The sequence below is a fragment of the Streptococcus canis genome (genome assembly GCF_900636575.1).
GTDB lineage: Bacteria > Bacillota > Bacilli > Lactobacillales > Streptococcaceae > Streptococcus > Streptococcus canis.
This window is the reverse complement of sequence record NZ_LR134293.1, coordinates 1,170,382-1,196,846: the sequence shown is the minus strand read 5'-3', so window position 1 is coordinate 1,196,846 and position 26,465 is coordinate 1,170,382. Positions and strand designations below refer to the sequence as shown.

Below are 26,465 nucleotides of genomic sequence, written 5' to 3'. Positions count from 1 at the left end.
CGAAAGATTCGTTTAGCACTCCTCTAACTGGTTCACTTATTTTTACTGTTTCCTTTTACGGATTCTCATCACACTGTCATTTCCGAAGATAAGCCAAAGCTTCCTGAACATTGGTCACAGGCACAATCTTCATTTTAGTTTTTAATTGCTTAGCTGCTCGCTTAGCTTCTTCATAGTTGCTGATGGCTTTGGGATGCGTTTTTTTTAAGGCCTTGTCCACAGGATTGTTAGGAACAAAGAATATTTCAGCACCAGCATCTGCGGCAGCCACAACTTTAAGGCCTGCGCCACCAATATCTCCCACTTCGCCATGTTTGCCAATCGTTCCTGTACCTGCGATGATACGACCTTTACGAAGATCCTCCTTGACAATTTGGTCATAAATATCAAGGGTAAACATCAAACCAGCACTGGGACCACCAACACCTTGCGTGCTAAACGCGATCTTATCCTCTGACCTAACTTTAGTATGGTCTGTAAGAGCAATCCCAATACCATTTTTACCGTTTTTAAGTTTAATAATACGGCCTGTCTCAGACTTGGGCTGACTATCACTCATAAACTGAACAGTTACTTTATCCCCAAGTTTTAAATGAGAAACATAGTCCACAAGCTCTGTCGAACTCTTAAATTGCTTGTCATTCACACCAGTGACAGTATCTGCTAAATTCAAGGCACCTTTGAAGGTTGAGTCTTTGCTAACATCTAATACGTAAACCCCTTTGTAATCCAACGTAACGGGTTTGTTCGCCAAGGTTAATGCCTGATAGATCGCTGCATTTTGCGAGGTTTCCATGTAGAATTGGTTAATGCGGATATAATCAGCATCACTGTAACCACCCGTAGTGTCTTCAACGGAACTGATTTCGGTAAAAGGGGTTAACCAAGCATACAATAACTGTGCCAAACTGGCGCGGCTAAGGCTAACGGCTACAAATTGATAAGATCCCTTCCCTTTATCTTCTTTTCCATTAACTTGTAAAACAGAGCGAATATCATAAGCGCCGCCAGGCATTTCAACGTAATAAGGTAGAGGGAAAAAGAGGGTAATCAGCAAAGCTACTAGAGCAAAAAGGCTAACCAGCCACCATTTGATTTTTTTAATTATTTTCATTCATTTTCTCCACTTGAGCGATAACTGATTGAGGAACCAAGCCTTCTAAGGAAGACTGGAAATGGATCAATTCTCTTACTCGACTAGAACTAAGCGGCTGCCATTCATTTTTTGAAATAAAATAAACGGTCTCAAGAGTTGGGGCTAACATATGATTAAAATACTCCAAATTGGCTTCGTAATCAAAGTCAGCTGCATTTCGTAACCCTCTAATCAAGTGAGTTACCTGCAATTCTTTGGCCACATCAACAGCTAGGCGATTTTCTGCCATCACCACCGTCACATCAGAAAAAGTTTCTAAGGCTTGAGTCAGCATAAGCTGACGAATTTCAGGTTTAAAAAAGCCTTCTTTTGTGGGATTATAAAAAATCCCAACATAGAGCTGGTCACATAAGTGGCTAGCTCGCTTAATAATATCCAAATGCCCGTTTGTGACAGGGTCAAAGGATCCTGTATAAAGTCCTATTTTAGTTGACATACACGGTTACCTTACTAATTCCATAAGTTTTTTCTTTCCAAATCCCAAGGTTTCCAATTTCTTCGGGTAAAACAACACTTTTGTCCGTTTCACAAACAACCATAACCTCTTCACTTAGTAAGTTATTGGCCACTAAAGCTTCAATCGTAGCCACGATGGTTTCCTTGGCATAAGGAGGGTCTAAAAAGACCAAGTCAAATTGGCCAGTCAACTGTGCGATGGCACGGTCAGCTTCCATTTTGAATAAGGCAAACTGATCCTCAGATTTGGTCATCTTAATATTTTCTTGAATAATGGCTTGCGCCCTGCGATCTCGTTCCACTAAAACAGCAGCCGACATGCCACGAGAAATAGCCTCGATAGACAATCCACCTGAACCTGCAAATAAGTCTAACACACGACCACCATCAAAGTAAGGGCCAATCATGTTAAAAATGGCCCCTCTAACCTTATCTGACGTGGGGCGCGTTGTTTTTCCATCTAGCGTCTTCAAGGGACGCCCGCCAAATTCACCTGATACAATTCTCATACCATTCATTATAGCAAATTTCTAGGGGCAGACCCTAAAAATAATCTCTTTTTTCAAAATTCTTAACACCTGACGTCAAAAAAGACCAGGACAAATACCCCAAGCCTTTACTAATGTCAAAAATGAGCCCCACTAAGAATAGAGAAATACCAACGGGTCTATGACTTTAAACCAAGAGAGATTGCTCTTAGCTTACAAGATATTATCGTAGCTATCACGAACTTCTTGAGGCCAAACAGACGTCTGAACCTCTCCAATATGTTTTTTGCGCAATAAAAACATGGCCATGCGTGATTGGCCAATCCCTCCACCAATAGAGAGCGGAAAAAGACCATTCAACAAGGATTTGTGCCAATCAAAGGCTAAACGATCTTGGTCACCAGTAATTTCTACTTGACGTTTCAGAGCTTCCTCGTCTACACGAATCCCCATTGAGGATAATTCAAAGGCCGATTCAAGCTGGTTATTCCAAACCAAGATATCACCATTGAGACCATGATAGCCATTTTCAGATTCACTTGTCCAATCATCGTAGTCAGGAGCCCGACCATCATGTGGCTTGCCGTCTGACAGAACACCACCAATACCAATCAAGAAGACCGCACCAAATTCTTTGGTAATAGCATTTTCGCGTTCTTTGGGCGTCAAATCGGGGTATTTAGCTACCAATTCTTCAGTGTGAATGAAGGTAATTTTCTTTGGTAAAACAGCTTCAATATCATAACGAGCTTCCACAGCTAATTCGGTTAGCCGAATAACCTTGTAAATGGTTTCAACTGTTTCTTTGAGATAGGCTAGGTTGCGCTTGCCATCAGGAATCACTTTTTCCCAATCCCACTGGTCAACATAGACTGAATGCGTTTGGTCAAGTGAATCCTCATCAGGTCGGAGAGCCTTCATATTAACAACAAGACCTTCGCCTTCATTGAAGCCAAAACGGGCCAAGGTGTGACGTTTCCATTTTGCTAACGAATGCACGACTTCAAAAGTTGCATGGGGAATGTTCAAAACTTTGACAGATACTGGATTTTCAATACCAGACAAATTATCCTGCATACCGTCCCCGACCCGACTTAAAATGGGGCCTTGCACTTCAACAACATCAAGTTTAGCAATCAAATACTGTGTAAATGTATTTTTAACAAAGGAAATCTCTTCTTGTTGATAAATAAAACTTTTCTTCATAGCTCCTCCTTCTGTTTTAGTGATTTCATAGCATCTAATAGCCCTAGCAATTCTATTGTTTACTAGTAGCTAGCCTATTCCTATTTTGCTTGTTATTTTTGAAAAATAAAAAATAGCATGATTATTATACACTTATTAAAAGTAAAAGAAAAGACTAATTTCATTGAAATTTAGCCTTTTCTTTCTGTTTTATGTGGCTTTAAGCCCGTCTCGCTCCGATAGGTGCGAGACAAATAAACCACCCGCTATGCGGGTGCGCATCAGATGTTATACAAAAAATCTCCAAACGCGATACAATAAGGGTGTTCAAGCCAACTGTAAAGCGAAAGGAGACAATAATATGGCACAAAAGGCACATAGTTTATCACACACAAAGTGGATGTGTAAATATCACATTGTGTTTACACCTAAGTATAGACGAAAAGTTATTTATAATCAATATAGAAACAGTTTAGGCGAGATATTTCGCCGATGATGCAGTTACAAAGGAGTGGAAATTATAGAAGGACATCTGATGCCAGACCATGTTCATATGTTAGTGAGCATTCCACCACGAATAAGTGTATCAAGTTTCATGGGGTATTTAAAAGGTAAAAGTGCTTTAATGATGTTTGATAAACACGCCAACTTAAAATACAAATTTGGGAATCGACATTTTTGGGCAGAGGGCTATTACGTGAGTACAGTTGGTCTCAATGAAGCCACCATAAAGAAATATATTCAAGAGCAGGAAAAACATGATATAGCACTTGATAAGTTGAGTGTGAAAGAATATGAGGATCCCTTTAGGGATAGTGGCAAGTAGTACAACTGCCTCTTTAAGAGGCTAGTGACGAGTCAAGAGCAGCGAGGCTTGAACAAAGTGAAAGCCAGCGTCTTTAGGCGCTGGCTGGTGATGTGGGCTTATAGCCCCGGTTCAAACCACCCGTTAGACAGGTGGTCATGATTTTGTAGCGATTCTCATCAACCAAGCAACAAGTAGATTTGAAAGCGTTATAAGAATCAAGTCGTAACATCATCAAGAACAAATGATTCGTCGTTTTCGACTGTATTGTCTGGCTAGTTAATGACTTGTCTGAAAATCCTCTTGTTCACCCTGCGATAATTTGTGTCCCAGCATTTGCTGATAGCACATTGTCAATATTTTCTAGCGATGTGATAATGGCTTTAGCATTTGGTTTGTTTTCCACAAAAGCAATAGCAGCTTCCACTTTAGGCAGCATACTACCTGGAGCAAACTGATCTTGTGTAATGTACTCTTTCATTTGAGAAACCGTTACTTCTTCCAATTTTGTTTGGTCAGGTTTATTGAAATTGATGTAAACATTGTCAACTCCTGTCAAAACGATAAAGAGGTCTGCGTCCACCAATTCTGAAAGGGTTTGGCTAGCAAAGTCCTTGTCAATAACAGCTTCCACACCAGTAAGTGTCTTGCTAGTAGCATCTTCCACAACGGGCACACCACCACCACCAGCACTGACCACAACAACGCCAGAATCAACGAGACTTCTGATGACATTAGCTTCTTTAATGCCAACTGGTTTTGGTGATGGCACAACCTTACGCCAGCCGCGACCGGCATCTTCTTTGAAGCTTGCTTTTGACTCTGCCATTTGTTTTTTAGCATCTTCTTCTGTAAGGAAAGGCCCAATTGGTTTTGTTGGGTTTTCAAAAGCCGGGTCTTTGGCATCCACGATCACTTGAGTGACAACAGCTGCCACTTCTTTTTGAATGCCTTGGGCTTGCAATTCATTGTCAAGAGCATTGACTAACCAAAAACCGATACTGCCTTCTGTCATGGCAACACAAGTGTCTAAAGGCATAGCTGGATTTTTTTCAGAATCTGCTGCTGCCTGTTGTAATAAAAGATTACCAACTTGTGGACCATTTCCGTGGGTCACGATAACTTCATGACCTTCTTTGATTAATTTAACCAATGATTTTGATGTTGAAACCAAGGCTTCTTGTTGGGCTTTTGCTGATGCATCTGTTGAAAGAATAGCATTTCCTCCAAGTGCGACTACGATTTTTTGTTTTGTCATCATTATCATTCATTCCTTTCGTTTTACTCAAGGCACAACACTGAATGAAAAAGTGTTGCGCTCTTTCTTTTGTTCTATAATATAAATGAGAAGACCTATCACTACTACAAATCACGGGGAAAAGAGTAAGTGAGAGGCAGAGCCACTAGCTCGCATATTTATAGGGGTAGCCCATTTCCTCAAGCACAACTAACTGTGACCAAGAGCACATAAACATATCCTTGAATAAACAACTCGTCAGACATTGGGTGTGATATAACTGTCTTTATTTCAGTTGGAAAACTTTGGACTTATCCCTGCTCACAATGAAAGCGCTGGGAAACGTTTTCTACTCGTATTCCTAAAGAAGGACAATACCTACCATTCCTTGTTCAAATCGCAAACGCTGTTGTCAAGGCTAACAAGCACCCAGAACTGAGAAACAAGTATCTCAAATTCAAGAAACGACGTGGACACCGAAAAACGATTATCGCTATCTGTCGCAGATTACTCGTTTTTAGTTACCAAGTTCTCTGTAAAGCAAGACTGTTACAAGCCTGTTTGACAGGGACTGACCGAAATCAGAAATTCTGATAACACACTGTCTGTTCAAGACGCTGTTTGTTTTGCACAACAACATGGATTCTGTGTTGCTGAATGGCAAAAATCAGATTTCAAAACCTCTCTTTAGTACGCTCGACATTAGGGTAAGCAATAAATCAGTTAACTTTGATGTTTTCAAACGTCTCCTCATCTGTTGTTATCGCGTTAGTCGGTAAATAGTTTCCGCATAAATATCCATAGCACGGTAAGCATCGGCTAAAACAATATGTTCATTTTCTTGGTGTTCCGTTTGATCTGCATCAGGGAAAAGCGCTCCAAAGGCAACACAGTTGTCCATTGTTCTAGCAAAAGTGGCACCACCTGATGATTGGGCAGGCCGTTGATCACCTGTTTTTTCCCGATAGACTGCTAATAGGGTCCTTACCAATTCACTATCTAATGGCACATATAAAGGTGCCAAATAATCAAATTCTTCATAGGTTAGACCGTACTCTTGTGCTTTTTGGCTTAATTGTTGGACTAATTTTTCCTTATCCGCCAAAACTGGAATCCGAATGTCTAAGCGGATTTCTGCCTTGTCTTTAGTTAGGGTAAGCCCTGCGGCGTTAAAACTCAATTTGCCAGAAGGTTCATCTTCAATTGGTCCAAAAATATTGAGTGCTCTGCCATCTTCATCAACGACATTGGCAAGGAAATCAAGAGTTGTATTAGGTTCAAGGACCACTAATGCTTTGGCAAGTCTAATCAGGGCATTAATCCCATCTGGAGCATCTTTAGCATGTTGGGCGAGACCATAAACCGTTAACTCTCCCTCTTTAACCACGTACTCAAAGCCAAGCTTATCTAGTTCTTTTTGCAAAGCGGTTAGCTTGTCTCCTTGATAAGACGCTCTGGCAGGAACAACATTGTAGGCTTGTCCAATCTCAAGTAACAGCTTATCAGAACCTTGACCCACTAATTTTGCCTGAAGTAGACCTTTTTCAGCATAAGTCAAAGGGAAACTTGAGTCAGGAGCAAAACCAAAGGTCGCTTTTTCTTCTATGTCATTGTAGCGATTCATACATCGCCACAAGGTTTCTTCATCTGTCCCGAAAATAAAGCGAATGCGTTTATTAAAGGTAACACCTGCATCTATCAAAGCTTTGGTGGCAAAAAGTGCCATCATGGTCGGTCCTTTGTCATCTTGAGTACCTCGACCAAATAAACAACCGTCTACTTCAACGCAGTCAAAAGGATCTGTCTGCCATAATTTGCGATCTCCTTCTGGAACAACGTCCAAATGGCAAAGAACAGCTAAAATGTCTTTTTGATCCCCTAATTCGGCGTAACCATAATAACCTTTTGGATCGATATAAGTATGGAAGCCAAGACCTTGACATAAGTCTAATGTGGCTTCAAGGACATCTTGAATAGCCTGTCCAAAAGGTGTGCCGTTTTCCCCTTCATGACAAACAGAAGGATAAGAAACAATCTTTTTAATGGCTGCCACACAGGCCTCTTGATGTTGAGGTTTGATATAGGATTCCATAGGAACCTCCTATCCGTTAAAAGAATGTTGCAACTACAAGTAATAGCACGCTCACAAGCATAACCATTACAATAAATTTACCGATAAATTTCCACCAAGTACCAAGGTCAACTCGACCAAGTGCAAGAGCTCCCATAACGATTGCTGAGGTTGGGGAAATCATGTTCAAAATACCAGAAGCTGACTGGAAGGCAGTGATAACAAGGTGGGCAGGAACATTTGAGAATTGTCCGAGCGGTGCCATAATACCCATTGTTGCCCCAGCAAGTCCTGACGTTGATGGAATCAAAAAGGACATTGGGAGGTAGAAGATATAGGCAAGAATAATAAAGACTTGAGAAGACAATCCTGAGAGTCCAGTTTCGCCCCAGTGAAGAATAGTTGCTGTAATCATACCACCGTTCATGATAACTTGAATACCACGCGCAATAGCACAGATCATGGCAACACCTAAGAATTCACCTGCACCAGTCAAGAATGAACTAAGGAAATCATCTTCACTCATACGATAAACAATAGCAACCAAGACACCCATCATGATAAAGAGCATGGTGATTTCTGGGAAGTACCAAGTACCAAATGCTCCCATGGTTTTCCCAATAGCTCCCCCTAAGATAGGCATTGTGGTTAACCAAGTATTGATATTAGTAAAGAGTTTGATACCAAAATCTTCCCAAGGAATCAAACTAAGAATCATAATGACAAAGGTCAAGGCAAAAATGGTCAAAACGTTTCGTTGGCGTTTGTTTAAGTCTTCTCCAGAGTTTTGCAATTGGAAGAATTCCTTATGCTCTTCTGCCTTGTCTGCGACCAATGATTTACTTGGATCCTTTTCAATCTTACTAGCGTAATTATAAACAAACCAAATGGACATGCCGACAAGGATAAACCATTGAATAATCCGCCAAATCATTCCGTCTGCGATGCTGACACCAGCAGCATCGGCTGCTACACCAGTTGCAAATGGGTTAATAGTAGAAGCCAAACACCCAATTTGAGAACCAATCAAGATAATAGCCACTGCAACAATACTATCAAAACCAACCGCAATCATCACGGGAATTAAAAGTGGGTAGAAAGCCATGGTTTCTTCCCCCATACCATAGGTAGTTCCACCTAGGGCAAATAAAGGAATCAAAATAGCAATCAATAGTTTTTCTCTGCCCTTATTTTTACGAACCACTGACGCAATCCCCGTGTCAAGGGCACCTGTTTTGTTGACAACTCCTAAAAAGCCACCAACCATTAAGATAAAGAAAGACACTTGAATAGCGCCATCAGTACCTTCAACACCTAACATGCCTCGAACAGGAGCCATCAAAATATCAAAAAATCCTTGAGGATTAGATGCTACCGTTTTGTAAGTGCCTGAAATAACGCTACCGTCTTTGGCAGTTTCATAGGCACCAGCTGGAATAAACCAGGTTAATACTGCCATAATGGCAATAATGATAAAAAGAACGGTGTAAGAAGAAGGGATTCTAAACCCTCGTTTTTTTTCTTCTGTCATAATGATTACCTCTTACCTTTTCATAAAAATAAGCCGTCCCAGTTCCGGTCAAGGACACGAGAACCAGAACGACTTGTCATGTAGTTAAAGTACGTTTTTAAGTAGTTAAATTGTTAAATTAAAGGGGTCACATTGACATGTGAAAGGATTATATTAAGGAGTACCAATCCTTATTACACTTTTGGAATAAAGAGGTTACCAAGCGTTGCTGCCATAACCGCTTTGATGGTGTGCATACGGTTTTCAGCTTGGTCAAAATGACGAGCGTATTTGCTGCGGAAGACTTCGTCAGTGACTTCCATTTCTTTGACGCCGAATTTTTCAGCAACATCTTTACCATAAACGGTGTTTGTGTCATGGAAAGCTGGCAAGCAGTGCAAGAAGATAAGGTTGTCATTTCCTGCTTTTTTAACAAGATCCATGTTGACTTGATATGGTTGAAGCAATTCAACACGTTCTTTGAATTTGTCTTCTTCACCCATTGATACCCAAACGTCTGTGTAAAGCACGTCTGCGCCTTTAACAGCTTCATCAGCGTCTTCTGTGATGAGGATACGAGCGCCGCTTTCTTTAGCATAACCTTCAGCCAATGTTACAATGTCTTCTGCTGGGAAGAGTTCTTTTGGTGAGAAGATATGAACGTTAACACCAAGGATAGCACCAGTCACAAGAAGGGAATTGGCAACATTGTTACGTCCATCACCACAGTAAACAAGGGTAAGGCCTTCAAGTTTACCAAAGTTTTCTTTCACTGTTAAATAGTCAGCAAGCATTTGGGTTGGGTGCCACTCATCAGTCAAGCCATTCCAAACTGGCACACCTGAGAATTCTGCCAATTCTTCAACCATGCGTTGGCTAAAGCCACGGAATTCAATCCCATCAAACATACGACCCAATACTTTGGCAGTGTCTTCAGTTGATTCTTTTTTACCAAGTTGGATGTCATTGGCACCAAGGTATTCTGGGTGAGCACCTAGGTCAATGGCTGCTGTTGTAAAAGCTGCACGCGTACGAGTTGATGTTTTTTCAAATAAGAGGGCAATATTTTTACCTTCTAAGTAGTGATGAGGCACACCACGTTTTTTCAAATCTTTCAAATGAGCTGAAAAATCAATAAGATATTCTAATTCAGCGCGTGTAAAATCTTTTTCTGCTAGGAAGCTACGTCCTTGAAATACTTGTGTCATCTATTGTCTCCTTCAAGTGTTAACTGTAATCTGTTTTGGTTAATTATTTTTTGTGAGATAGAGATAGCAGCCTAATAGACCACCAACAATCGCAATTAGCATTGCTATGTCCATATTCTTCTCCCATTAAGCAATGGTTTTTACAAGTGATTGACAATACTCACCATCTTCTAAATACTTGGAACCAAAGGCTTGATAACCTAGGCTTTCATAAAAGGTTTGTGCTGTTAATTCACTGTGAATGGTTAGTTGGTGAAAGCCTTTATCTTTGGCATAGGCTTCCAGTGCCTCAATCACTTTAGCACCGTAGCCTCGCCCTCGATAGTCTTTTAAGGTTGCAATGCGTGTTAATCGTGCTTCTGTTTTCGTTTCAGCTAAAAATCGTCCTGTAGAAACAGGTTGGTCTTTTTCATAAACGACTGCATAGACCGTCCCTTTTTCATCATTGGCATCAAATTCATCTGCCATAGCAATATTTCGTTCAAGAACAAAGACACAGAAGCGAAGATAAAGACTAGCTGCCCTTTGAAAAGGCTCCTGGCCTACAATCACCTTTACCATAGCTTATTAAATATCTTCACGCTCAAATGGCATTGACATACAACGAGGTCCACCACGACCGCGAACCAATTCACTTCCGTGAATCTTGATCAATTTCAATCCTTTAGATTCAAGAATGGCATTGGTAATGGTGTTACGATTGTAAACCACAACTACACCTGGTGCGATAGTAAGGGTATTAGAACCATCGTTCCATTGTTCACGACCTGCTGCTACTAAGTTGTCACCACCACAACGGATAAGGTCAACTTTTTCAACACCAAGATTAGCAGCAAGAAGTTCTGCCAAATCACCTTTTTCTTCAACGATATGAAGTTTTTCGTTGTCATAAGTAACAGAGTAAACGCGAAGATCGCCTTCAATTTCTGGGTGAATGGTAAATTTGTCATAGTCAACCATGGTAAAGACAGTGTCTAAGTGCATGAATTTACGGTTGTTTGCAAACTCAAAGGCCAACACTTTCTTGAAACCAAGGTTTTGTTTAAAGATGTTAACCAACAATTTTTCAATAGAAGCAGCATCTGTACGTTGAGAAATACCAACAGCAAGCACATCTTTTGAAAGAACGAGTTCATCCCCACCTTCAATACGAGTGGTTTCATTACGGTCATAAACCATAGGCACTTTGCCACCACCATAAATTGGGTGATGTGTGAAAATGTATTTACCATAAAGGGTTTCACGGTTACGAGTTTCTGAGAACATGTGGTTGAGAGAAACTCCTGTACCAATAGTCGCAAATGGGTCACGGGTGAAATAAAGGTTTGGCATTGGGTCAATGGCAAATGGATAATTGGATTCGACCAAGTCAGTCAAGCCTTTTTCAGCAGCTGGAATTTCTGGAAGTTCAGATTTTTGAACCCCTGCCATGGTTTTTTCAATCAATTCTTGATTATCTTCGATAGACATCAACAATTCACGGATAGCTTTTTTAGTAGCTCTTCCACGAATGTTAGCTTCGCTTAAATATTCATCGATGAAAGCTTCACGAATTTCTGGTGTGACAAGAGATTCAGCAGCTAAGGTTTCAAGGTACAATACTTCAACGCCTTCATCACGTAAAGCTTGGGCAAAAGCATCGTGTTCTTTTTGGGCATCTTCCAAAAATGGAATGTCGTCAAACAACAAACGTTCCAAGTAATCTGGCATGAGATTTTCAATTTCCTTGCCAGGCCTGTGGAGCAAAACTTTTTTCAATTTGCCAATTTCAGAATAAACATGAATTGGTGTTTGAGCAGTCATAAGAATTACCTCTTTCTAATTGGTTTTTGTGAATTCACCGTCAAGATTCTTAACTCTTGCTTACATCTCTAGTGTACTCTTTAACAAGGATAAAAATGGGATATTGCTCACGTTCACCTTGTGTAATCGTTTACAGTTTTTTGTCAAAAAATATGTTTTTATAAATTTGTATCCGTTTACTTGTATGTTTTTTACATTTTGACGCAAAAACTTATAGTTATAAATTAAAAAAAGTCAAAAAAACTTTTAAAATAAGTTTTTCTGACCCTTAGTTCAATTTGTATATTGTAAAAAATAAGCCTTGTCAAGATAAGTCAAGTACTTACCTTTCATGGTAATCAATTGTTGCTTTTTCAAATCCCTGAGAACATGACTAACTGTTTCTCTTGTAGTACCACTCATCTGAGCAATATCCGTCGTGGTTAATTGAAAAGGTAAGGTATCACTGTCTTTACCCATTTCAACCAGCAAAATGGCTAAAGATTGAATCACTCGTGAGCTGGCACTTGAAGTAATCAAATTTCGGACCTTCAACTCATGTAATTCCAAAAGTTTAGACATTTTACCATAGAGGTGTTTCATCTGCTGACGATTTTGGAGGGAATATTCCTCAAACAGCTCAACAGGTAGGTAAAAATAGGTGACGTCTGTCATCGCAACCACTGAAAAATGGTAATAGTCGTCTGTAAACAAGCCACCATAGGGAAAAATCGTACCATGCCTAATAAAATCAGTATAGATAAAAGTTCCTGACTGATCAGACTGCTCGACCTTAAAATGACCCGACGTCACTAAGAAAAGCTTGTCCCTTTTGTCCCCCTCAAAAAAAAGAATATGATCTTTCTTGGCTTTTCGGAATTCCATCTGTCCGACAATCTTGTCAAATTGTTCAATAGAAAAGTGACGAAAATCTTTTAGTTTTCTAAGGTATTGATAATCTTCTCTTCGAATCACGTAAGTCTCCTTTTCTAAACATCATCTACATTTTACCACAAAATAGTCATTTGTGTAAGCGGTTCATTAAAAACTTTACACCTTATCTTCTTTTTGTTATACTCGATTTGTTAGAAATTACGTTAAAGGAATATTACAAAAAATGAATAAGAAAGAGACGCGCCATCAACTGATACGTTCCCTCATCTCTGAGACAACCATACATACTCAGCAGGAACTGCAAGAGCGTTTGCAGAAAAATGGGATTACAATCACACAGGCTACCTTGTCGCGTGACATGAAAGAATTAAATCTAGTCAAAGTGACATCCGGAAACGACACGCATTACGAAGCCTTGGCCATTTCACAAACTCGTTGGGAACATCGCCTACGCTTTTATATGGAAGATGCCCTGGTCATGTTAAAAGTCGTTCAACACCAGATTATTTTAAAAACCTTGCCAGGACTAGCCCAATCCTTTGGTTCCATTTTAGATGCCATGCAAATTCCAGAAATCGTGGCGACCGTTTGCGGAGACGACACTTGCTTGATTGTCTGTGAAGATAATGAGCAGGCTAAAGCTTGCTACGAGACCCTTAGCCATTATACACCGCCATTCTTCTTTAGTAATAAATAAGACGCACCTGTTATAAGCTTGTAGCGTCCAGCTTTTCAGAAATTAGGGCTTTCAACTCCTGTCAACCACTATTGGTAGGCATGAGATTACCAAGCCACCCTAAAGGTTGTGGACTTCTTTGTCCCAGCCTTTTTTGACGTCTTCAATCAGTATCTACTTTCTCTAAGGAGAGTCATCTGTTTTCTTGACAAATTCAAAAGACGACACTTAACCCCGCTTCCTTAAACAAGCGGGGGCTTTTCATATTGTTACAAGGTTATATGAGGGGTTTCTTTATCCAATATCTGAACTGAAGTAATCGCACCAAGGTACATTTTCGCACTGCCCTCAATAAACGCAAGGGCTTCTTGTAAGCGCTTTTGACCTTCTGGGTCTAAGGCTTCGATAATTAAAAAGGCATTTTTGGTGTGCTCCGTCACCATGGTCCGTTCGCCATCTCGCCAGTTGAGGCAACGGCAAACTGCTCCAATGTCATCTTTATAACAAAGTTCATTTGGTAAGGTTGGGTTATTTTTCTCATCGCCAATTAGTAAAAAATCATCTCCGCCATCTGTAACAGTAAGACGCAAATCCCCAACAAAACGATCACTATCTTCTGCTCCTACTGGCAGGCCAAAACGTAGGCTAGCAGCATTATAGATATCCACTAGCGGATTTATAGATGGAATGGTTCGACCGTTGGCCACTCGTTTGAGAAGAGCTTCAATGCTAGAGCGCGCCCCTTTTTTCGTTTTAAACCGTTGATAGGCTCTACGGTAAACTTGAACCACGTCATTATCGCTAAAGTTATCCGCTGTTAAATAAGCTTTTGCTGCAACATGGCTATCAGCTAAGAGCTGTTTAATAGTTTCTGGTGATTCACTCTGGTTTTGATAATCCTTCAATAGAACCACACCTAGTTTGGCATCAGGAAAAAGTTCCCAAAACGTTTGATCTGCTATAAATTGAACCATCTCTTATTCTCCTTTGGTTCCTTTATTGTTTCCTTTAAGATACTCTTTTTCCTTTAAAAATGCAATTAATTGAGGGCTTAATCGTCTTGGTCCTCTCACTGCAGCAATCCCGTATGCCTTCATCACATCAAATGACAACAGACCATCTTTATACTGGTTACATTTGCGCAATCGCATTAATTTATCTATCTTAGGATTTTTACGATAACCCTGGTTAGGAATGTCAGCCTCTAAAACCTGACAGGCGTAACGAATGGATTTGACTGGAGCTGTAATGTATATGAAAACAAAATCTCCAGAAGCAATACCAGCTTTTTGAGTCCATAAAATCTCATCATTAGCGGCAAATTCCACATCAATGTCATAATACTTGAGATTGGCTGGAATTACCCAATAATCAGGGCCATTAGGATTAGAAAGACCATTGGGATTAACCAGCTGACGACTTTGACTGACTAACGCCCAAAGCTTGTCATCAGTGACCTTGTCATCCAAGATAATACTAATCCAGTTGTTCTTTGACATGTGGTATGCTGGGAAAATTCCTTCTTGCTCCATTAAATTTGGCAGGGCTTTGGGATTAACTTTCACATTGATCACATTCACCATTTTTCCCTTTACCTGTTCTGGAACCTGGTCTAATTTATCAGCCAAGAGTGGAAAAATCATCACATACCATTTGCCTGCCACTCGATAAGTTGCAAAGTCAGGATAACCATCAAAAGGATAGTCCATTGGATCTGACCATTCCTTGTTAATCCTCTCCGCCAGACTATTAGCCTGAGCTGATTGGAAAGGACTGGCCTCAAAGCAGAAGGTTGATAAACACGCCAACAGTTCCAGATAGGCAGCCCTAACTTGTCCAGTATAAGTGCTGTGCCTGCTCGCCTGCTGTAAAGGGAGGTAATCATCATTCAAATCACAATCAATAACTCGGTCCCAGATGTTACCAGCCTCATCAATCCAAATTTGTGCCTCAAATTCTCCTTCCATAAAACATTCTTTATAGAAGTAATGGCCGCCTTGTTTCTCAAAACCATAATCCAAAAGCTTATCCACTAGGGGAACTTGCTGGCTAAAATATTCAGAAGCTAAACTCATCTTATCCTTTCTCGCTTATGCTTATCCTCACTAACTAATAGACTAACGGCTTTCAGTTACTCATTTTATGTCGACATTCTTTCTGGTCTAGCATCTGCTCTTAAGTCCTTACTTTTTGGAATAAGCAGACCAATCTCTGTGAACTGGTTTGGTCGGCTATTAATAGTCATGTGATAGCCTTCACCATAGTGAAGCTTCAACCGCTGATCAACATTCTTAAGGCCCACCCCTCCCCTAGCCAGCAAACTCTGACTATTGGTCAGTGAAGGATCTTCAATGCCTTTACCATTATCCCAGACACTTAGCATTAAATCTTGAGCCGTTTCAGAGACAACTACCTTGATCATTCCCTTGCGATCAACTTCTTTAATACCGTGGTAGATAGCATTTTCCACTAAGGGTTGCAAGATAAGCTTAGGAATAAGGAGGTCTGAATAGGCCTCCAAGCCCTGCACTTCATAAGTTAACTTATCTCCGTAGCGCTGTTTTTGAATAAAAAGGTATTGGCTAACATGATCCAATTCATCTGCCAAACGAATGTATTCATTCCCCTGATTAAGGGCCAAACGAAAATACTTAGCGAGAGACTTGGTCACTTCCACCACACGCTTACTGTCGTTAAATTCAGCCATCCAAATAATAGTGTCCAAGGTATTATAGAGAAAATGTGGGTTAATCTGACTAGCCAAAGCTTGTAATCGGTACTGACCAATCGCCTTTTCCTTATCCGCAACGGCAATCATAAGATGATCAATTTGATCCAAGAGAGCATTAAATTGTTGGGCAAGGTCTGTCAATTCTGGGGAACCTGTTTCTTGGGCGCGCAACTGACGGTCTCCTTTTTGAATAGCAAGAATAACCTGTTGCAATTGTCGAATCGGACGAATCCACTTCCGTAAGACTAAAACAGTCGCAAAGCCACAAATCAGACAGGCCAGCAAACCTATCCCAAGAAAGGACCAAAAAATCTGACGCTGTACGCGGTGTAGTTGATCCAATGAAGCGACTCCAACCAAGGTCCATTGACTGTTGGGAATAACCCTTTGATAAACAAAGGATGATTTGTCCTTGGCGTAGCCATTTTTTATTGCCAAATAAGGTTTCATCGCAGCCATTTCTCTAGAGGAACTGTAAACACTCTTTTGGGGATGATAAACAAATTCATGCTTATCATTCACAATAAAGGCAAAGCCTTGATGACCTAGCTGAAGCTGGTCTAAAGACGCTTTAATAGTCGGATAAGCAATATCAAGTCTTAGCACCCCTAAATTATGACCAGCAGTATCCACCACCTCTTGGGTCACAGAAACTACCCATTCTTTTTTAGAGGAAAGAGATGACTGACGGGCTGAAGTCAAGACTGGCATAGCCTGACGGTCAATAGCTGATTTGTACCAAGTTTCTGCCATCATATCACTAGAGGTTTTCATGGTCAACTGAGGATTGGTGGACACGGTTCGCCCATCTTTGGTCACGAGAACGGCGGCCTGCAAGTCAGAATTGGTTGCTAGAACCATTTTCATGAGCTGAAGAACCTGTTCGTCATTTTTTTGATACGCCTGACTAGCAAAGGATTGAATCGCTGAATGTTTCGCTAGCACCGAAGTCGTTTCTTTGAGTGGCTTGATGTAAGCGTCAATAAATTGGGAACTTTGCCGAATGCTCTGCCGGGTATCACGCTCAATCAATTGCCTAATATTACGAGAACTAGTCTGGTAGTAAAGCAAACCAAGTGTGGTAATGAGGGCAATTACTATCACAAAGACATAAGAAATCAACTGGACCAGCAGGGGATAACGCTTCATGACCGTCCTCCTTTTTTATACTGACTTGGGGTAACGCCTACCAGTTGCTTAAAGCGCTGTGAAAAATAATTCATGTCCTCAAAACCGACTTGCCATGCAATTTCATAGATTTTCAGGTCACTGGTTAACAAGAGAAGTTTGGCCTTTTTCAACCGTGCTTGTACCAGATAGTCTTGGAAGGGCATCCCTAAATCCTTTTTAATCAGCACACTAAGATAATTAGGGCTAAAACCAAGCTGCTGAGCCAAACTTTTTAGGGTCAAATCAGAATCTGCCAATCGCTCATGAATAGCCATGGCTAGTTCAGACACCTCTTTTGGAGGCTGCTCGACCAATCCCTGAATAGTCTCCGTTTTTTGGGAAAGTTCTAACTTTTGCTGGATTTTTCCTAGCATGTCTTCCACATCTGACTTGGAAAAGGGTTTAAGCAAGTAATCATCAGCACCTAATTTCAAGGCTGATAAGGCATAGTTAAACTCATCATAGCCGGTCAAAAAAACCAAATGAGTTTGAGGTGTATGCTCTTTAATCAACTCCGCCAATTGAATGCCATTTAATTTTGGCATATTGATGTCCGTCAAGACAATATCATAGGGCTCTTTTTGAAACAAGTCCCAGGCCAACTGACCATTTTCTGCTTCGCTGACTCGACCAATCTTGAACTGGCTAAAATCAACCAAAGAACGAATACCCTGACGCACAAGGTATTCGTCTTCTACAATTAACAATGAGTACACACGGTATCTCCTTATCTTTTTGAAGGGTCTTGCATGACCCTTTCATACTATTTCTTCTTTCATTATATCAGATTTTTAGGATCCCTCCTACTCCACTACTGTTAATAAATAGCCATAGCCTTTAGCTTCCATATCAGCTTTTGGAATAAAAGTAATAGATAAGCTATTGATACAGTAACGAAGACCTCCCTGATCTTTAGGTCCGTCAGTAAAGACATGCCCTAGATGAGAATTCCCTGAACGGCTGCGCACTTCTGTTCTTGTCATATTGAAACTCTTATCTTCCTTGTAGCGGACAACATCTGGACTGATCGGACGGCTAAAGCTTGGCCAACCGCAACCTGATTCAAATTTGTCTTTTGAAGAAAAAAGTGGCTCACCAGTCACAACGTCAACATAAATCCCTGCTTCGAAAGAATCCCAGTAGCGGTTTGAAAAGGCTCTTTCTGTTTCATTTTTTTGTGTCACTCGGTACTCGTCTGCAGATAGCTTGGCCTTAATCTCTGCGGCACTTGGTTTTGGGTACTTGCTTTCATCAATCACAGGATAAGTCGCTTGATTGATGTCAATGTGGCAGTAGCCATTTGGATTTTTCTTGAGGTAATCTTGATGGTAGTCTTCAGCCTTAATAAAGTGTTTCAATGGCGCTTTTTCAACCACAATTTTCTTCTTGTAATCCTTAGCTTTTTCTTTGAACACTTCATCAATAACAGCTAAATCTGCTTTGTCAGTGTAGTAAATCCCAGTTCGGTATTGACTGCCGCGGTCATTTCCTTGTTTATTAATACTAGTTGGGTCAATGATTCTAAAGTAATGTAGCAATAATTCTTTCAAGCTAATACGGTTTGCATTGTAAGTCACTTCGACAGTTTCCGCATGACCGGTCTGATGAATTAACTGGTAATTAGTGGTATCTCCTCTACCATTGGCATAGCCTGACACCGCATCTAGGACACCATCAACTTGGGAGAAGTATTCTTCAACGCCCCAGAAACAGCCACCCGCAAGGTAAATCACTTTTTGATCAACAGGAGCATTGGGATCCATTTGAGAAGCTTTGACCTTTTTGGCTGGTAATTGAGGCTTACCTTGACTAAAAGCCTTGGCTTGACCTCTCTGAATGAGAACAGAAGCTCCGCCTATTAACAAGACCACTCCAACGATAAATAGCAATAATCTCCATTTGTGTTCCATACCATCAACTCCTTTTTCTAATGCCTATCAGCTAGTCCTCCTCAATGAATGCCTTTAAGGGTCTTTTCGATGTCTGATTTTTTGGCATAACCAATATGTTTCTTAGCAAGAACCCCATCGCTTCCAATAAAGACTTCTGTTGGGTAAGATCTGACACCGTAAGCTTTCAATAGTTTGCCATCTGGGTCTAAGAGGACTGGTAGGTCCTTGTAGTCTGTTCCTTGGAACCATTTTTTAAAGTCTGCTTCTGATTTTTCCCCTTGATGACCTGGTGAGACGACTGTTAAGACCACATAGTCTTTATCTGACATTTTAGCAAGATCTTCGGTATCTGCTAAGGTTGACAGACAGATTGAACACCAAGACGCCCAAAATTTCAAATAAACTTTTTTACCTTTGAAGTCTGATAATCGATAGGTTTTGCCATCTATGCCTTTGAGTTCAAAATCAGGTGCCATAGAGCCATCATTGATCATTTTCTTATCAGATGGTTTGTCTGTCATCATGGACTTGTCCTTTGACATGGACATCTTATCTTTCTCTTTAGCTGCCATGCTCATTTTATCATGAGTCATTTCTTTTTTAGCCATATTGTCTTGGCTTGAGCAAGCAGTCAACAAACCAAGACAAGCCAAACCAGTTGTTACTAATAGTCCTTTTTTCATTACGTTTCTCCTTTATCCAAAAAATTGTGCTAAGTTATTTAATGTTCCCGTCATGAGCAAGATTCCCATGACTATAATCAGAGCCCCACCCACTTTTTTCAGTAAAAGCATGTGGGGTTTGAGTTTGTTAAAATGTTTCAAGACAATGCCTGATGCAAAAGAGATGAGCAAGAAAGGAATTCCCAATCCAAGGGTGTAAATAATCATCAAAACACCGCCTTGCCAGGCTCCATTTCCCCCTGACGCCACCAAAGCTAGGACAGAACTCAAAACAGGTCCCACACAAGGCGTCCAGCCAAAACTAAAAGTCAAACCAAGGATAAAAGCATTTAACAAACCATTACGGTTCTTATTATTGTGGAAAGTCAATGATTTTTGAAATTGCAAACTCTTAATGGTAATAAGACCCATCTGATGAATCCCCAAGATAATGACTAAGGCTCCCAACACATAGCGAAACCAGGCAGCATAGAGGATATTTCCTAAAAAACCGGCCCCATAACCTAAAATCACAAAAATAGTAGATAAACCAAAAATAAAGGCCAAGGTTTTGACAATGCCATACCAATAGAGTTTTTTTCCAAAGATAGTTATGGCTCTCGAATCATCTGCGTCCAGTAGAATGCCTAAATAGACTGGGAGAACTGGGAAGATACAAGGAGAGAAAAAAGATAACAACCCTGCCGCAAAAACCGATGCCATTAATACAAGTGATAGTGTCATAAGCAACTCCTCTCTTAAGTTACTTTTAGTTTACTTGAAACCAAGACAGCAAACCATAGACTGACACATGCAAAAACTTGAATTTGATACGCTATTTTATAAAAAGAAAAAAACAACCTTAGAAACTCCCTAAAGTTGTTTGATGCTATCCTTTATCGTTAACACTGCCGTCGATGGCAATACCACCAGAGTAGAGTAGGTGACACCTTAAACTCGCTTAAAAGCATTGTGATTCCTTTTGTGCACGTACCAGTACACGATACCATAATGAGCAAGGCAATTAGGCTAGTAGCCAGTACACTCCGAAGCCAGACGCTATCCACTTTAGCAAAGGGAAACTTCACATTCATGCCATAAAAACTCGTAACCATGGCAGTGATGGAAATGGCTATCGAAAAATCGACAAACTGGTCACATTATTGTCCAAATTATTACTCAGAACATTTTACATAAAGAAGAAATTTCATTGAACACTCGTGTATTTAAATCACAGATATTGGACAGCTGCCTAGCCTCAATCATGGCATCACGGAGCAGCTCTGCGTCATCTTCTTGCAGATTCTGTTAGCCAGGCATGTCTTTTAATTCTGCCAACATTTGTTCCTTTTGCTTAGCTTCCATCAAAATATAAACCGTTCCACTTTGCGAATTAGCCAGCCTTTCAAGATTGGTCTTATTGGTTTTTTGACGTACGACTCAATGGGCTTACCCCTCTGCTGCGCTATCTTATCCAGCAAAGAATCATATTGCTTGATAAATGCTGTTAATAATTGGAAAACCGGGTATTTAAGAGAATGCTGCTCAACAAGATTTTCTATTAAAGACATGCTTCATTGTTGCTCTAACAGATAAAGCGCTTTGTCGCTTAGAAAGAAAGGAATAGAAAGAATACGTGGAATTATAGTTGGGAGGGACGGCTTTTTTGCTCATCTAAAATCTGAAAAACAACCGTTAACTTACCTTAGGATTCCTCCATAAAAGACAGTTCATTTTTATCTCTGGCATGATCAAAGACCTCAGCGTCAAAGAGACCTTCTGAAATAAGTTTTTCCTTGTCTTGCTCTGTAAGGTGCTCAAGATTGATTAATGTGATAGCCGAATTGGCGTGTGAGACAGTTTTGACAGGGCAAATCTCCGTTGGGTATCTTATACCTCTTATGGTTCAAACAGCAGAAATAAACAAGTCAGATGATCGAAGCATTTTCAGAACTGATTCATTATTTCCCCCAAGAATGGTAAAGTTCTTCAATCAGTCGAATACCTGATAAGGTCAAGTCTTTGGTCATCACTGGACTAGTCAATTGACCTTCTAAAATCATCTGACTAACATGATAAGCTTCTGCTTCAAAGTCACTAGACATGGTCTCTTCAATAACGGTACGACTGCCATCCGGTCTGATCAAGGTGGCATGCGTAGCTTTCCAAAAATGAGAAATTTCCAACCGCCCCTTGGTCCCATAAATCACCAACTCATGGGGTAAGTTGAGATGAGTAGTCAGAAAAATATCCACTAAAATCCCATTGGATAAGGCCAAAACCAGCTTGGATTGGCTATCGCTTTGCCCTTCGGGAAAATGAGCCACCCCACTAGCCGACACAATATCAGCATCAAAGAGATAAGATAAGTAAGAAAGGGCATAAGGAGCCATAAAATGTACCGTTCCACCTCCTTTTTCCAAATCTCTAAACCAAGTCACATGATCAATATTTGGGTAGGCCGTTGTTGATGAAACCGATACAATATCACCCAATTCCCCAGCAGCAATGAGGGATTTTACATGCTGTGTCATGGGAATAAAGACAGCCTTCTGAGCTTCCATCAAAAATAAGCCACGCTCCTGCGCTAAGGCAAAGAGCTCTTCAGCCTGAGCGGTTGTCAAGGTAAACGGTTTTTCCACGAGAACATGCTTGTCTGCCAGCAAAGCCTTCCTAGCTGTAGGAAAATGATCCTGATTGATACTTGCCACATAAATAGCATCAATCGACGTATCCAGCAACATGTCATCAAGACTACCATAAGCCTTAGGTAACTGATGCGCTGCCGCAAAAGCCTTTGCCTTATCAAGTGACCGACTAGACACCGCCACAACCTCGCCATTGCCCGAAAAGCGTACACCCTCAATAAAACGAGGGGCCACCTGCGCTGTCGACACAATCCCATACCGAACCTTAGTCATCCTAACTCCTTTACCATAGTTATTTAGGCATATTATAGCATATAGGACAGAAAAAGTAGAGACAAAACAGTTGGAAACTTGTGAACAGAGAAAATCACAAAACAGAACTGCCAAAAACATAGGAGTCTATCGTCTCACCCATGACGGATGAGACAGGCTTCTGCACCAAAAGGTAGCACAACAACTGATATTTCAATCCACTCACCCATGAAGGGTGAGACCCCGACAGAAGGCAAAAAAGCACGGTAAAATACGCAATTTCAATCCACTCACCCATGAAGGATGAGACGGATAGACATACCGAGAATGTAATCAAAACAAAAAATTTCAATCCACTCACCCATGAAGGATGAGACCAGCGGAAGCTGCGTGGTCGTAGTAGTTGTAAGAATTTCAATCCACTCACCCATGAAGGGTGAGACTTTACATGTTATTATAGTACTATCAAAATAGCAAATTTCAATCCACTCACCCATGAAGGGTGAGACATCACTATCAACGTGATTTTTTAAGGCATCATTTATTTCAATCCACTCACCCATGAAGGGTGAGACGACATAAGAAACGGCATTATTTTGTGCCTGCTCAGCATTTCAATCCACTCACCCATGAAGGGTGAGACTGCGCCAAATGACACAGTTTATAGAGAAACGGCTGGAGAATACAGAGGCATTTTAAACCTTTTTATCTCCATTTCGATTCTTTTTTAAGTTATTTTTGCGCGAGCAAGCTAGGTTTTTCTGTGAAACCTCGAGTCGCACTAAACGTTTTTACAATAATAAGACACCTTTATCTGGGTCATAGCTGTCTGAGCGACCAAGTGTTTCCACACGCCTCTGCCAATTCTTACCCAATAAATAAAAGCGAATACTATCAGTTTCCCCATCAATAATCTGTGTTAAGCGGTGTTTTATATCCACAAATTCTGCGGGTGTCACAGAACATTCAAAAACAGAATTTTGAACACGTTGCCCATAGTCCACACAGAGTTTGGCAACATGACGTAATCTTTTCCTACCAGCCGATGTCTCAGTATTTACATCATAAGTAACTAAAACCATCATATAACATCTCCTAAACCATAAAAGGTGGATAGCTTTCTAAATCTCCTCGTATGGCCTTAGCTAAAAGCTGCGCTTGCACATAGGGTAATAGCATCAGTTTTACTTTTTCTTTTGTAAAAGGATGTTCTACCTCAGTATGCTTACGCTTCTGCCACAAATCAATAAAAATAGCTCTGCCATTTTCCGTCAATAAAATGCTACCATTTTCTTTAACCTCAAAGTGTTTTCTCTGAAGTTGTCCTTTATTAATCAATGAAAAGACAAAACGATCAACAATATATGAGCGGAACTCTTCAACTAAATCAAGCGCTAAACTGGCACGCCCAGGACGATCTGTGTGAAAGAAACCAACGTAACTATCTAAACCGACAGCTTCCAAGGCAGATTGACATTCAAAGGTCAGTAAACTGTAACCAAAAGACAAAAGGGCATTAACACAGTCTAAGGGCGGTCGCTTACTCCGACCTTGGAAGTGAAATGTTTTTTTATCCGTCAGCACCAAATCATTAAAAATACGAAAATACTGATTAGCAGCTTGGCCTTCAATCCCTCTCAAAGAGTCTTTATTATCTGCAGCCTGAACCATCTCTAAGGCCCATATCAATTCGTCATTAACAGCCTCAAAAAGCGTGGTATCAATCTGTTGACGATGATCTCGTTTAAAGCGCAGCAAGTATTTCCTTGAGTTGGAAATTTTAGCCAAAATAAATCGCTTCGCATATTCCAAAGATTCCTCACGATCAGATAAACGATAATGTTCTCTACGCAATAACACATTCCCATTGGTTGAACCAATATAGCGACCACAGAAACGGCCTTGTGGCGTATGAAATGATAAATTAATCTGATTTTCCGTACATAATTTTACCAAAGCAGGTGACACCCCTAAATAAGAAAAACAGACAATGCCGTCAATAATCCGAAACGGAAACCGTTTGAGAACCTTCCCTTCTTGCTTAATGACAATATTATCACCCTCTTTGGTGACATAAAAGTCTTCTTGCGTCAAATACAAGGTATTCAGCAGTTTTTTCATAGGTTCATCTCCTCCTTGGTCATAGCCTCATTGATGTAACGTGACACGCTCCTTGTTTTTTTACTCAATCTGGGCTTACAAATATCGACTAAAGAACAAAGCTGACAGTTTTTAAAATAAGCCGCCTTAGGTAACAGTCGACTCTGATAAACCTCATGCATCTCTGTGGCTAACTCCCTCACCTCTTGACGCAAATCTGATGTCATTTCAACAGTCACTCTTTGATTGACACTATGGTAATAAAGACAACCTTCGTTAATGTGACAGCCTAGCGTTTCTTCTAAACACATGGTCTGAGCCACCAACTGGACCATATCCCTTGTATCTTTTTTAGGTTTTCCGCGCTTGTATTCCACAACTTTTGGCAACCATTTCCCTCGTTTTCCCCTCAACGACACACCTTGATCATCTTTATAAAATTCCACAACATCCATAATTCCTGAAAGTCCAAGTTCTGCAGAAGAAATTGGCATAGCACGTGAGACCAAAAGATCTTTTCGCTTTTCTTTAATGTAAGGGTTATCTGCTTTAGTATGTAGAATCTGCCCATGCGCTGTCGCTTCATTATCAAGCCATTGTTGCTCAATATGAATCAACGCCCATTGACGTTTACAAAATTGGAAATGCTGAATACCTGATAGCATTAAATAATCATCTTCGGAATAGACCATACTAGAGTCCTTCTAGGATTTCAACCGTTAAACCTTTCGCTTCATATTTAGCCAATTTTTCTTGATTTAGATGAATCTGATAAGCGTCATAAGTACTTTTCTCTTCTATTGATTGATGATACTCTAACAAATCAAAGACACGCGCACTTGAAACATTCCCCAATTTGCTTGAATGCGTAAACCAAAAGACTTCACGAACTCGCATAGAACCTTCCGGACGTGCAGACGACGCATCATTTTCAAACAAGCTAACCAAAACCTCTTTAATGGCGTCGGCATCTTCCTGAGAAAATCCAGTCTTTTCAGCAAAATAAGCATTGATAGAACCTTTAAGTACATACACACCATAATCTACAAAATGTTTTGTCCCCATCGTATCAGAAGAGCGACCACTCTCATTCTTAGCTTCCATACCATTGGTACTACGCGTAATTTGAAGACTGGAAATGACAATTGGCTCCAAGGACTTAGCCATACTGATGGAGACTGGTCCACGCACCCCAATTGATTTTTTCAGATAAGTAAAAACTTGTCCAAAGGCACGAACATCAAACCATAATGCATTTGCTTTTTCTTCAATTTCTGTATCAGGTGTCTTAGCTGTAAAATGTTGTGAAAAGCGTTTTTCGAGTGAACGAAAATCATCTTCAATGCGTTCATTAGCTTGCACAAAAATAGGTTTCCCCATATCTTGCAGACGATTACGAATCTTACGTTTAATGGAGACATCACTCATCACACCGTATCCTTTGGCATCTGTACGAGGCATGTTTCCATTTAAGGGATCACCATTTGCATTTGCTTCTTTTACTTCAAGGGTTACCATAAAATCAATTTTGTGTTCCAACAT

General features: G+C 40.4%; 24 protein-coding genes, 2 pseudogenes and 1 CRISPR repeat array. Of the genes and pseudogenes, 3 read left to right on the top strand and 23 right to left on the bottom strand.

The genetic code is table 11. From position 1 onward, the window contains the following. Positions 1-76: 76 nt before the first annotated feature. The 4 genes from EL097_RS06155 to asnA all read right to left on the bottom strand — a co-directional run bounded on the left by EL097_RS06155 (position 77) and on the right by asnA (position 3,306). The gene (locus EL097_RS06155; protein WP_003044435.1) at positions 77-1,114 is read right to left on the bottom strand and encodes a SepM family pheromone-processing serine protease; all 1,038 of its coding nucleotides are present in this window, start codon (positions 1,112-1,114) and stop codon (positions 77-79) included. Then, a complete protein-coding gene (gene coaD / locus EL097_RS06150; RefSeq protein WP_003044438.1) occupies positions 1,101-1,592 on the bottom strand; it encodes a pantetheine-phosphate adenylyltransferase in 492 nt (163 codons plus the stop codon). Before coaD ends, EL097_RS06155 begins: the two co-directional genes overlap by 14 nt. Next, positions 1,582-2,121, bottom strand: a complete 540-nt coding sequence (gene rsmD / locus EL097_RS06145; RefSeq protein WP_003044441.1) for a 16S rRNA (guanine(966)-N(2))-methyltransferase RsmD — start codon at positions 2,119-2,121, stop codon at positions 1,582-1,584. Before rsmD ends, coaD begins: the two co-directional genes overlap by 11 nt. Before the next feature lie 192 nt (positions 2,122-2,313). Next, positions 2,314-3,306, bottom strand: coding sequence for an aspartate--ammonia ligase (gene asnA, locus EL097_RS06140; protein WP_003044444.1), 993 nt, complete (start codon positions 3,304-3,306; stop codon positions 2,314-2,316). Between the two features lie 340 nt (positions 3,307-3,646). Between asnA and tnpA the strand changes: the two are divergent. Further along, positions 3,647-4,111 (top strand): annotated as a pseudogene (gene tnpA / locus EL097_RS06135) (IS200/IS605 family transposase). Positions 4,112-4,397: 286 nt separating this feature from the next. On the opposite strand, the gene arcC reads toward tnpA, so the two are convergent. Then, the gene (arcC, locus tag EL097_RS06125; RefSeq protein ID WP_003044451.1) at positions 4,398-5,348 is read right to left on the bottom strand and encodes a carbamate kinase; all 951 of its coding nucleotides are present in this window, start codon (positions 5,346-5,348) and stop codon (positions 4,398-4,400) included. Positions 5,349-5,585: 237 nt separating this feature from the next. Here arcC and EL097_RS11060 point away from each other — a divergent pair. Further along, a pseudogene (locus EL097_RS11060) lies at positions 5,586-6,018 on the top strand (IS110 family transposase); the annotation flags it as partial. Between the two features lie 69 nt (positions 6,019-6,087). On the opposite strand, the gene EL097_RS06115 reads toward EL097_RS11060, so the two are convergent. The 6 genes from EL097_RS06115 to EL097_RS06090 all read right to left on the bottom strand — a co-directional run bounded on the left by EL097_RS06115 (position 6,088) and on the right by EL097_RS06090 (position 12,873). Next, complete coding sequence (locus EL097_RS06115; protein ID WP_003044454.1) at positions 6,088-7,419, bottom strand: dipeptidase; 1,332 nt, start codon at positions 7,417-7,419, stop codon at positions 6,088-6,090. Positions 7,420-7,435: 16 nt separating this feature from the next. Then, on the bottom strand, positions 7,436-8,929 hold the full coding sequence (locus tag EL097_RS06110; protein ID WP_003044458.1) for a YfcC family protein: 1,494 nt from the start codon (positions 8,927-8,929) through the stop codon (positions 7,436-7,438). A 173-nt stretch (positions 8,930-9,102) separates the two neighbouring features. Further along, positions 9,103-10,116 (bottom strand): ornithine carbamoyltransferase, encoded by a 1,014-nt coding sequence (gene argF / locus EL097_RS06105; protein WP_003044463.1) that lies wholly within the window; start codon positions 10,114-10,116, stop codon positions 9,103-9,105. A gap of 126 nt (positions 10,117-10,242) precedes the next feature. Next, positions 10,243-10,677 carry a GNAT family N-acetyltransferase gene (locus EL097_RS06100; RefSeq protein ID WP_003044466.1) on the bottom strand — a complete coding sequence of 145 codons (435 nt, stop codon included), beginning with the start codon at positions 10,675-10,677 and terminating at the stop codon, positions 10,243-10,245. 6 nt (positions 10,678-10,683) lie between these two features. Further along, positions 10,684-11,919 (bottom strand): arginine deiminase, encoded by a 1,236-nt coding sequence (gene arcA / locus EL097_RS06095; RefSeq protein ID WP_003044470.1) that lies wholly within the window; start codon positions 11,917-11,919, stop codon positions 10,684-10,686. 273 nt (positions 11,920-12,192) lie between these two features. After that, on the bottom strand, positions 12,193-12,873 hold the full coding sequence (locus EL097_RS06090; RefSeq protein WP_003044472.1) for a Crp/Fnr family transcriptional regulator: 681 nt from the start codon (positions 12,871-12,873) through the stop codon (positions 12,193-12,195). A gap of 142 nt (positions 12,874-13,015) precedes the next feature. Between EL097_RS06090 and EL097_RS06085 the strand changes: the two genes are divergently transcribed. Beyond that, positions 13,016-13,489, top strand: coding sequence for an arginine repressor (locus tag EL097_RS06085; RefSeq protein WP_003044475.1), 474 nt, complete (start codon positions 13,016-13,018; stop codon positions 13,487-13,489). A gap of 248 nt (positions 13,490-13,737) precedes the next feature. Here the strand turns inward: EL097_RS06085 and EL097_RS06080 are convergent, their stop codons facing one another. From EL097_RS06080 to cas7c, 12 genes are all read right to left on the bottom strand, one after another. Then, positions 13,738-14,442 carry a B3/B4 domain-containing protein gene (locus EL097_RS06080; protein WP_003044478.1) on the bottom strand — a complete coding sequence of 235 codons (705 nt, stop codon included), beginning with the start codon at positions 14,440-14,442 and terminating at the stop codon, positions 13,738-13,740. A gap of 3 nt (positions 14,443-14,445) precedes the next feature. After that, positions 14,446-15,543 carry an MmcQ/YjbR family DNA-binding protein gene (locus EL097_RS06075; protein ID WP_003044481.1) on the bottom strand — a complete coding sequence of 366 codons (1,098 nt, stop codon included), beginning with the start codon at positions 15,541-15,543 and terminating at the stop codon, positions 14,446-14,448. Between the two features lie 65 nt (positions 15,544-15,608). After that, on the bottom strand, positions 15,609-17,348 hold the full coding sequence (locus EL097_RS06070; protein ID WP_003044484.1) for a cache domain-containing sensor histidine kinase: 1,740 nt from the start codon (positions 17,346-17,348) through the stop codon (positions 15,609-15,611). Continuing rightward, positions 17,345-18,085, bottom strand: coding sequence for a response regulator transcription factor (locus EL097_RS06065; RefSeq protein ID WP_003044488.1), 741 nt, complete (start codon positions 18,083-18,085; stop codon positions 17,345-17,347). Before EL097_RS06065 ends, EL097_RS06070 begins: the two co-directional genes overlap by 4 nt. A gap of 87 nt (positions 18,086-18,172) precedes the next feature. Continuing rightward, positions 18,173-19,279 (bottom strand): peptide-methionine (R)-S-oxide reductase MsrB, encoded by a 1,107-nt coding sequence (gene msrB, locus EL097_RS06060; protein WP_129544991.1) that lies wholly within the window; start codon positions 19,277-19,279, stop codon positions 18,173-18,175. A 41-nt stretch (positions 19,280-19,320) separates the two neighbouring features. Beyond that, entirely contained in the window at positions 19,321-19,944 is a 624-nt protein-coding gene (locus EL097_RS06055) for a TlpA disulfide reductase family protein (RefSeq protein WP_003044493.1), read from the bottom strand. Between the two features lie 12 nt (positions 19,945-19,956). Beyond that, positions 19,957-20,667, bottom strand: a complete 711-nt coding sequence (gene ccdA2 / locus EL097_RS06050) for a thiol-disulfide oxidoreductase-associated membrane protein CcdA2 (RefSeq protein WP_003044496.1) — start codon at positions 20,665-20,667, stop codon at positions 19,957-19,959. Positions 20,668-21,884: 1,217 nt separating this feature from the next. Continuing rightward, the gene (locus tag EL097_RS06040; protein ID WP_003044500.1) at positions 21,885-22,844 is read right to left on the bottom strand and encodes a Gfo/Idh/MocA family protein; all 960 of its coding nucleotides are present in this window, start codon (positions 22,842-22,844) and stop codon (positions 21,885-21,887) included. A 189-nt stretch (positions 22,845-23,033) separates the two neighbouring features. Next, a CRISPR array of direct repeats spans positions 23,034-23,466; the repeat unit is 32 nt; unit sequence ATTTCAATCCACTCACCCATGAAGGGTGAGAC. A gap of 148 nt (positions 23,467-23,614) precedes the next feature. Beyond that, positions 23,615-23,908, bottom strand: a complete 294-nt coding sequence (gene cas2, locus EL097_RS06035) for a CRISPR-associated endonuclease Cas2 (RefSeq protein WP_003044506.1) — start codon at positions 23,906-23,908, stop codon at positions 23,615-23,617. A 10-nt stretch (positions 23,909-23,918) separates the two neighbouring features. Continuing rightward, positions 23,919-24,944 carry a type I-C CRISPR-associated endonuclease Cas1c gene (gene cas1c / locus EL097_RS06030; RefSeq protein WP_003044508.1) on the bottom strand — a complete coding sequence of 342 codons (1,026 nt, stop codon included), beginning with the start codon at positions 24,942-24,944 and terminating at the stop codon, positions 23,919-23,921. Continuing rightward, a complete protein-coding gene (cas4, locus tag EL097_RS06025; protein ID WP_003044509.1) occupies positions 24,941-25,615 on the bottom strand; it encodes a CRISPR-associated protein Cas4 in 675 nt (224 codons plus the stop codon). The genes cas1c and cas4 overlap by 4 nt, the downstream gene beginning before the upstream one ends. Position 25,616: 1 nt before the next feature. After that, the gene (gene cas7c, locus EL097_RS06020) at positions 25,617-26,465 is read right to left on the bottom strand and encodes a type I-C CRISPR-associated protein Cas7/Csd2 (protein WP_003044511.1); all 849 of its coding nucleotides are present in this window, start codon (positions 26,463-26,465) and stop codon (positions 25,617-25,619) included.